8 protein-coding genes are annotated in these 8,543 nt (G+C 66.5%); 4 read left to right on the forward strand and 4 right to left on the reverse strand.

The genetic code is table 11. From position 1 onward, the window contains the following. Positions 1-47: 47 nt before the first annotated feature. The 3 genes from AC07M7_RS17280 to AC07M7_RS17290 form a co-directional block, all read right to left on the reverse strand. Positions 48-2,117: an EAL domain-containing response regulator gene (locus AC07M7_RS17280; RefSeq protein ID WP_495207905.1), complete on the reverse strand. Its 2,070-nt coding sequence runs from the start codon at positions 2,115-2,117 to the stop codon at positions 48-50. Positions 2,118-2,208: 91 nt separating this feature from the next. Then, positions 2,209-3,393 (reverse strand): BaiN/RdsA family NAD(P)/FAD-dependent oxidoreductase, encoded by a 1,185-nt coding sequence (locus AC07M7_RS17285; RefSeq protein ID WP_253079809.1) that lies wholly within the window; start codon positions 3,391-3,393, stop codon positions 2,209-2,211. Beyond that, positions 3,390-3,938 carry a YaeQ family protein gene (locus tag AC07M7_RS17290; protein WP_253079808.1) on the reverse strand — a complete coding sequence of 183 codons (549 nt, stop codon included), beginning with the start codon at positions 3,936-3,938 and terminating at the stop codon, positions 3,390-3,392. The genes AC07M7_RS17285 and AC07M7_RS17290 overlap by 4 nt, the downstream gene beginning before the upstream one ends. A gap of 123 nt (positions 3,939-4,061) precedes the next feature. On the opposite strand from AC07M7_RS17290, the gene AC07M7_RS17295 reads away from it, so the two are divergent. Then, positions 4,062-4,940, forward strand: coding sequence for a pseudouridine synthase (locus tag AC07M7_RS17295; RefSeq protein ID WP_495207906.1), 879 nt, complete (start codon positions 4,062-4,064; stop codon positions 4,938-4,940). Between the two features lie 6 nt (positions 4,941-4,946). Here AC07M7_RS17295 and AC07M7_RS17300 read toward each other — a convergent pair whose 3' ends face one another. Next, positions 4,947-5,435: a YaiI/YqxD family protein gene (locus AC07M7_RS17300; RefSeq protein WP_495207907.1), complete on the reverse strand. Its 489-nt coding sequence runs from the start codon at positions 5,433-5,435 to the stop codon at positions 4,947-4,949. A gap of 301 nt (positions 5,436-5,736) precedes the next feature. Here AC07M7_RS17300 and AC07M7_RS17305 point away from each other — a divergent pair, with 301 nt between their 5' ends. The 3 genes from AC07M7_RS17305 to AC07M7_RS17315 all read left to right on the forward strand — a co-directional run bounded on the left by AC07M7_RS17305 (position 5,737) and on the right by AC07M7_RS17315 (position 8,389). Next, the gene (locus tag AC07M7_RS17305; protein WP_004153307.1) at positions 5,737-5,946 is read left to right on the forward strand and encodes a cold-shock protein; all 210 of its coding nucleotides are present in this window, start codon (positions 5,737-5,739) and stop codon (positions 5,944-5,946) included. A gap of 155 nt (positions 5,947-6,101) precedes the next feature. Continuing rightward, the gene (locus AC07M7_RS17310) at positions 6,102-6,791 is read left to right on the forward strand and encodes a glutathione S-transferase family protein (protein ID WP_012510777.1); all 690 of its coding nucleotides are present in this window, start codon (positions 6,102-6,104) and stop codon (positions 6,789-6,791) included. Positions 6,792-6,823: 32 nt separating this feature from the next. Then, on the forward strand, positions 6,824-8,389 hold the full coding sequence (locus AC07M7_RS17315; protein WP_495207910.1) for a protein adenylyltransferase SelO: 1,566 nt from the start codon (positions 6,824-6,826) through the stop codon (positions 8,387-8,389). Positions 8,390-8,543: the final 154 nt, after the last annotated feature.

Consider the following 8,543-nt stretch of genomic DNA (forward strand, 5'->3'; position numbering starts at 1 on the left):
ACCCCGGGTACCTGAGGCTGCCGGCCAGCGGCCGGCACTACCATCGGTCAACCGAACTCGAAGCCCATCTCCGCCAGCGCGGGGCCGACAAAGTCGCCCTGCACATAGTCCACGCCGGCGCTGAACAGCAGGGTCATCGAATTGGCATCGCTGACGAACTCGGCGATGGTGCGGATGCCGGCTTCCTGCGCACGCGCGGTGATCTGGCTGATGCGGTCGATGTTCTCACGGGTGGTCGCCAGGTCGCTGGTGAAACCACGGTCCAGCTTGAGGAACTGGGGCTGGAAGTGGGCCAGCAGCTGGAACGAATCCAGCCCCGAGCCGAACTGCTCCAGGCCGATCCGGCAACCCAGCGGTGCCACTTCGGCAAGGAACTGCTGGGCGCTGCGCAGGTGGGTGAACACCTTCGCTTCCGGCGCATGCAGCCACAGCCGCTCGCCAGGCACACCCTGTGCCTGCAGCTCACGGCGAAGGGTGGCGATCATCTGCGGGTCGTCGAACGATTCCGGGGTCACCTTCACCAGCATCTGGGTGGCATGCCCTTCGCGGGCGCGCTGGCCAAGCACGGCGATCGCCTGCGAGACCACCCAGCGGTTGATGTCGGCCAGCAGGCCGTGCTCCTCGGCGATGCCCAGGAACGCAGTCGGGCTCAGCAGTTCGCCGTTATGCTCCAGGCGCAGATACGCCTCGTACAGCTCCAGTGACTCGCCCTGCAGGTTCAGTACCGGCTGGTAGTGCAGCTGGAAGCCGTCGCCAGCCAGTGCTTCACGGATGCGCGCGACCCAGCGCAGCACGCGTTCTTCCTCCACGCGGTCAGCGGCGGCCGGGTCGAAGATGCGGCAGGTGTTGCCCAGCTCGGCGGCGGCATGCGTGCATTCGCTGGCGCGCGCCAGTACCTGGCCGATGCTGGCGATCTTCTCGCCCACCTGCACGCCGCCGATGCTCACCGTCACCGTGGCCGAGCGGGCGCCGATGCTGAACACATGCGCGGCGTAGGCCTCGCGGATGCGCTCGGCCAGCGCCACGGTCTGCGCATACGGGCCGGCCTGCAGCACGGCGAAATTGTGCTCGCCGAAACGGGCCAGTTGCGCATCCTCGCCCACCACTTCGGCCAGCAGGCCGGCGAGGGCGCCGATCAGGGTGTCGGCCGACGCCAGGCCGATGTCCGGCAGCAGGCGCGCATAGTGGTCCGGCTCGATCAGCAGCAGGCCGAACTGGCCTTCGCTGCGCCCGGCCTGGGCTACCGCGCTTTCCAGCTGCAGCATGAAGGTCGGGCGGTTGAGCAGGCCGGTGACCTGGTCGCGCTGGCGCAGGTCCTCGACCTCGCGCGCCAGTTCCGGGTCGAACTCCATGCGGCGGCGGAGCACCACCTGCAGGCAGGACTCGCCTTCATAGGTGGCGGCAGTGAATTCCATCGTCGCCGGAAACGCGCTGCCGTCCTCGTGACGGGCATCGAGCTGGTACTGCGGCGGCGGCGCCTCGCCACGGCTCAGGCCCTTCAGCAGCTGCTTGAAGCCCTCCACGTGCTGGGCGGCGACCATGTCCAGCAGGGAGATGCCTTCGATGTCGTCGAAATGCTCGTAGCCGAACATTTCCAGGTAGGCATCGTTGGCGCGGATATGCATGCCTTCGTGCACGTAGGCGATGGGATCGCGCGAGGAGGCAATCAACGCATCGCAGCGGCGCTCGGTCTCGCGCATCTGTGCCTCGATGCGGCGCAGGCCGCGACGCGCCTGCAGGTCCACCCACTGGTCACGGATCACCGCAAGCAGATGCTCGGGGCGCTGGCGCAGGGCGAGGGCGCGGATACCATGGCTGCTGGCCTGCACCAGCTCGTCCTCGTCGATGCGCTCGGCCAGCAGCACCAGCGGAATGTCCTTGCCGCTGGCAGCGATATGTTGTGCGGCCAACGGCAGTGGAATGCCCTGCGAGGGTGACGCCAGCACCAGGTCGATGGCCTGGCTGGCCAGCACCTGGGCCAGTTCGGCCGCGTCCTGCGGGCGCCATGGGCGCACCGCGATGCCGCTGTTGCGCAGGGTGCTGACGATGGCTTCGGCATTCTCGCCGCTGTCGTCGACGATCAGCAGGCGGATGGTGATGTCGTTCGCGTTCTGCATGCACTGCTCCCCAATCTGCGAACCTAGATACACGATGCGCGGCGAACCGTCCATGCGCGCACCCCTTGCGCGCATCGAACGGCGATGTGGTTCACACCACGCCGCCGGCCGCGTGGCCGCTGGCCCAGGCCCACTGGAAGTTGTAGCCGCCCAGCCAGCCGGTCACATCCAGCACCTCACCGACGAAATGCAGGCCGGGCACGCGCTTGGATTCCAGCGTCGAAGACGAGACTTCGGCCGTATCCACGCCGCCCAGGGTGACTTCGGCGGTGCGGTAGCCCTCGGTGCCACTGGCCACCAGCGGGAACGCGCCCAGCAACTGTGCAGCCTGGCGCAGCACCGGCTCGTCCAACTGGCGCACCGGACGGTCGGGCAGCCAGTGCTCGCACAGGCGCTGCGCCAGCCGCTTCGGCAGCACCTCGCCCAGCACCGTGCGCAGTTCGGCGGCGGGCCGCTCCTGCTTCATCTGGCGCAGCCAGTCACCGGCATCCTGGCCAGGCAACAGGTCCAGCTCCAGCGCGTCACCGGGTTGCCAGAACGACGAGATCTGCAGGATCGCCGGGCCACTTACGCCGCGGTGGGTCAGCAGCATGAAGTTCTGGAAGCTCTTTCCATTGCAGCGTGCCTCGATCGGCAGCGCCACACCGCTGAGATCGGCCAGCCGCTCCTGGTGCTTGCCGCTGAGAGTGAGCGGCACCAGTCCGGCGCGGGTCGGCAGCACCTGGTGGCCGAACTGGCGGGCGATCTCATAGCCGAAACCGGTGGCGCCAAGGCTGGGAATCGACAGGCCACCGGTGGCCACCACCAGCGAGGCGCAATGGAACAGGCCCTGCGTGGTGTGTACGCGGAAACCATCGGTGCCATGCTCGATGCGCTCGACGCTGCACTGGGTACGGATCTGCACGCCCGCCGCCTGGCATTCGTCCACCAGCATCTTCACGATCTGCTTGGACGAAATGTCGCAGAACAGCTGTCCAAGCTCTTTTTCGTGATAGGCGATGCCGTGCTTGTGGACGAGCTCGATGAAATGCCAGGGCGTGTAGCGTGCCAGTGCAGACTTGCAGAAGTGCGGGTTGGCCGACAGGAAGTTGGCCGGGGTGGTGCCGGTGTTGGTGAAATTGCAGCGGCCACCACCGGACATCAGGATCTTCTTGCCGATCTTGTTGGCATGGTCGATCACCTGTACCTGGCGGCCACGCTGACCGGCCGTGATCGCGGTCATCAGCCCGGCTGCGCCGGCACCGATCACCACCACATCGCAACGGATCGCGCTCATGCCTTGGCGCGCTTGCGCCAGTTCGGAATCACGTCAAGCTGGATCTGGTCGTCCAGCAGCTGCACCTCGCCGTCCTGGATCAGCACGCTCCAGCGCATCGCGCGCTTGATCTGCTGGCCCCAGCGCTCGACGAAGTCGCCGTCCAGGTCAACCACGGACAGGTTGTCGAAGCGCGCCAGGCCCTTGCCCTGCTTGCTCCACCAGATCTCCGAAGCGTTGCCGCCATAGTTGATCACCTGCACCTGGCGGCTGCGGTTGCTGGCCTTGCGGATGCGCGATTCGTCGGGATGGCCCAGGTCGATCCACTGCAGGATGTCGCCGGTGTAGTCGTGTTCCCACAGGTCCGGTTCGTCATCGGTGCTCAGACCGCGGCCGAACTCCAGGCGGTCGCCAGCGTTCAGCGCGAAGGCGAGCAGGCGCACCATCAGGCGGTCGTCGGTCTCGGACGGGTGCTGGGCCAGGGTCAGGTTGTGGGTCGCGTAATAGCCGCGATCCATGTCGCTGATCTGCAGTTCGGCCTTGCGGATGGTGGCGGTGAGAGCCATGGGGGTACCGTGGACTAAAGAGGACCATGATAGAGGTTTGCTCCGGGGGTGTCCGTGGCCGGGCTGTCTGTGCAGCGTCAACGTGGCACGCTTGAGCTCTTTTCCGTTGCATGAGTGGACCTGATGATCCTGCCCAGCCGCCTGCAGCTTCCGCCCGGCCACTGGGCCACCCTGCTCGACGGTCTTTGCGCGCGTTTTCCGCGCATCGATCGTGAGCAATGGCAGGATCGCTTCACGCGTGGACGGGTGCAGGACGCGCAGGGCAGGGCGCTGGCAGCGGACATGCCCTGGCAGGTGGGGCTGGAGATCCAGTACTTCCGCGAGGTTGTGGACGAGCCGGCGATCCCCGTCGCCGAGACCATCGTCCATCACGACCCGCACCTGCTGGTGGCCGACAAGCCGCACTTCCTGCCGGTCACGCCAGCGGGAGGTTATGTGCGCGAGACGTTGCTGGCACGCCTGATCGCGAGCACCGGCAATACCGATCTGGTGCCGCTGCATCGGCTGGACCGGCTGACTGCAGGCCTGGTGCTGTTCTCCACGCAGGCTGCATCGCGCGACGCCTACCAGCGGCTGTTCCGCGAACGCCGCATCGACAAGACCTACGAGGCGCTGGCGCCGGCACTGCCCGCGGTGACGTTCCCGCTGCATCGGCACAGCCGTTTGGCTCCGGCCGAACCGTTCTTCCGCATGGCCGAAGTGCCCGGGGAGCCCAATGCGCGCAGCCGGATCGAGCTGATCGAGGGTGAGGGACCGATCTGGCGCTATCGGCTGCTGCCGGAAACCGGCCGCAAGCACCAGCTGCGCGTGCACATGGCGATGCTGGGCGCGCCGATCGAGGGCGATGACCTGTATCCGCAGTTGCGGCAGCGGCCGGCAGGCACGGCCGAGGTGCCGCTGCAGCTGCTGGCGCAGGGGCTGGCCTTCGACGACCCGTTGAGCGGCGAGCGTCGGGTGTTCAGCAGCCAGCGTTGCCTGCGCCTGCCTGATCAGGAAGGCTAGAAGCGCTCAGCGGGCCGAATGGCGCGCCAGCCAGCGGTCCAGCTCGGCCGCAAACAGCTGCCGGTCGCGTGGTCCCAATGGCGGAGGCCCCCCGGTCGGTACCCCGGCGCCGCGAAGTTCCTCCATGAAATTGCGCATCGACAGCCGTTCGGCCATGTTGTTCGGGGTGTACAGCTGGCCGCGCGGGTTCAGCGCCACCGCCTTCTTTTCCAGCACCAGTGCGGCCAGCGGGATGTCCTGGGTGACCACCAGGTCGCCGGCGGCCACCCGCTCGACGATGGCGCTGTCGGCCACGTCCAGGCCCTGCGGCACCTGGATCGAGCGCAGCCAGCGTGAGGGCGGGGTACGGATCCACTGGTTGGCGACCAGGGTCAGTTCGATCCCGACCCGTTCAGCCGCCCGGAACAGGATGTCGCGAATGACGGTGGGGCAGGCATCTGCATCCACCCAGATACGGGGGCGGGCGTGTTCAGCTTGGGTTTCAGCTTCAGTCATTTACCCAGTGTAGGGTAGGAAAAAACTGAATGGGGACTCGGGGTTAGCCGCAAAAAGGCGCCAACCCTTGCCACGCCTAGCGGGCGGCGTTTGCCGATGAACGTCCGGGCTATCGCTTTTTGCAGAAAACACGCGTATCGTTCGTCCCACTGTGTTTGCTAGGGTCACCGTGAATCGTGGCCTGGTGCAGTTGATCTCACGATCCGCTCATCGATCCGCTTTACCAACGCCTGCAACTCAGTCTCGGCCCCGATACCCGGTGGCTGCGATTTTTTCAACATGTGTTTCAGGAGTTAGTCAAATGTCTGATCGTCAGACCGGCACCGTCAAGTGGTTCAACGACGCCAAGGGCTTCGGCTTCATCACCCCGGAAAGCGGCCCGGACCTGTTTGTGCACTTCCGTGCCATCCAGGGCACCGGCTTCAAGACCCTGCAGGAAGGCCAGAAGGTTACCTTCATCGCCGTCCAGGGTCAGAAGGGTATGCAGGCTGACCAGGTGCAGGCGGTCTAATCCGTCTGCTACCGTTTGGTAGCCAGAACGCCGGAAGCGAAAGCTTCCGGCGTTTTTTATTGCCCGCTGCTTTTTGTAGAGTCGGGCCATGCCCGACTCTACAAAGGGCATGCACCGTGCGCGGTACGATGCAGGTCTTCCCAAGGATCGTTCCCATGCGCATCGTCCACCATCTGGAAAACTCCCGTTCACTACGCGTGCTGTGGATGCTGGAGGAGCTGGGGCTGGACTACGAGCTGCGCCGCTATCCGCGCGATCCGAAGACGCTGCTGGCACCGCCGGAACTGCGTCAGGTGCATCCGCTGGGCAAGTCGCCGGTACTGCAGGATGGTGAGCTGGTGCTGGCCGAATCCGGTGCCATTCTCGATTACCTTGCCGACCGCTACGACACCCAGCGCCAGCTGTCGCCGTCGCCGACGCCTGCCGATGGTGCCGAACGCATCGCCTACCGCTACTGGCTGCACTACGCCGAAGGCTCGGCGATGCCGCCGCTGCTGCTAACCCTGGTGATCGGTCGCATCCGCAGCGCACCGATGCCGTTCTTCGCGCGCCCGATCGCACGCAGCATCGCCGACAAGGCCGAGCGTGGCTTCATCGGCCCGCAGCGGCGTCTGCACCTGGACTGGATGGAGCGCCGCCTGACCGAAAGCCCGTGGTTCGCCGGCGAGCGCTTCAGTGCCGCCGACATCCAGATGAGCTTCCCGATCCAGGCTGCGGCTGCGCGCGGTGGTGGCCTCGACGACAAGCCGGCACTGCGTGGCTTCCTCAAGCGCATCGGTGAACGCCCGGCCTATCAGCGTGCCGAGGCCCACGGCGGTCACCTGCAGGCACTCAGCGGCAATTGAGGAGGGTGGCCGTCGCCCCCATCTTCAGCACCATGGATACTGACAGCCCCCGTTTCGACAACCGCCTGCTGCACACGCTACCAGGCGACCCTGAATCCGGCCCACGCCGCCGCGAAGTGCTGGGCGCCGCCTGGTCGCCAGTGATGCCGACCCCGGTGACGGCGCCCACGCTGCTGGCCTGGGCGCCGGACGTCGTCGCGATGCTTGGCTTCGATACCGCTGAGGTCGAGAGCGAAGGCTTCGCGCAGGTGTTTGGCGGCAATGCACTGTACGCCGGCATGCAGCCATGGGCAGCCAACTACGGTGGCCATCAGTTTGGTCACTGGGCCGGTCAGCTCGGCGATGGGCGTGCGATCTCGCTGGGTGAACTGGTCGCGCCGGATGGCCGCCACTGGGAGCTGCAGCTGAAGGGGGCCGGCCCGACGCCGTACTCACGCGGTGCCGATGGGCGCGCAGTGCTGCGCTCATCCATCCGCGAATTCCTGTGCAGCGAGGCGATGCATCATCTGGGTGTGCCGACCACGCGCGCGCTGTCGCTGGTCGGTACCGGCGACGACGTGGTGCGCGACATGTTCTATGACGGCCATCCACGTGCCGAGCCGGGTGCCATCGTATGCCGGGTGTCGCCGTCGTTCCTGCGCTTTGGTTCCTTCGAGCTTCCGGCGTCGCGCGGGGAAACCGCGTTGCTGCAGCAGCTGGTCGATGCCTGCATCGCCCGCGATTTCCCTGAACTCCAAGGGCAGGGTGAGGCACTGTACGGCGACTGGTTCGCGCAGATCGCGGTGCGCACCGCCGAGATGATCGCGCACTGGATGCGCGTCGGCTTCGTGCATGGCGTGATGAACACTGACAACCTGTCCGTGCTCGGCCTCACACTCGATTACGGCCCCTACGGATGGGTCGAGGACTTCGACCCGGACTGGACGCCGAACACCACCGACGCGCAGGGCCGCCGCTATCGTTTCGGCACCCAGCCGCAGGTGGCGTACTGGAACCTGAGCCGATTGGCGCAGGCGCTGTCTCCGCTGTTCGGTGATGTCGCACCGCTACAAGCGGGCTTGGCGGCCTATCAGTCCACCTTCGTGGCCTGCACGCGTCGCGATGCTGCCGCCAAGCTCGGACTGGCCGCGGCCGACGATGACGACCTGCAGCTCTTCCTGCGCTGGCAGCAGCTGATGCAGGACGGTGCCATGGACATGACACTGGCTTGGCGTGCGCTGATGCGTATCGATCCGACGGCACCGGATGCGGCGCTGCTGGACGCGGTGTACTACGACGAGGCGCGCCAGCAGGCGGTGCAGGCACCGTTGCAGCAGTGGCTGCAGGACTACACGGCGCGGTTGCAGGCCGATCCGCTGTCGGCCAGCGAGCGCACGGCGAAGATGACCGCGGCCAATCCGCTGTACGTGCTGCGCAACTGGCTGGCCCAGGAGGCCATCGACCGCGCAGAGCAGGGCGACCTCGGCGGCGTTCATGCGTTGCAGGACGTACTGCGCGATCCATACACCGAGCGTGCCGGCCTGGAACACTTCGCCGGCAAGCGCCCGGCGTGGGCCGACAACCGTGCCGGCTGCTCGATGCTGTCCTGCAGTTCCTGAGGGTGGGTTTCGGCAGGGCTGCGCCCTGCACCCGCAGAGGCCAGGTCAACAGCCAGAGCAAAAGCGGATTCCGTGGTTTGGCGGGGCGGTGTCGGATTGCGGGGACGCCGCAAGTACGTCCGTGTAGGCTTGGCAGCCGCATCCATGCGGCTGA

This window comes from Stenotrophomonas sp. GW821-FHT09E08, from assembly GCF_059416125.1.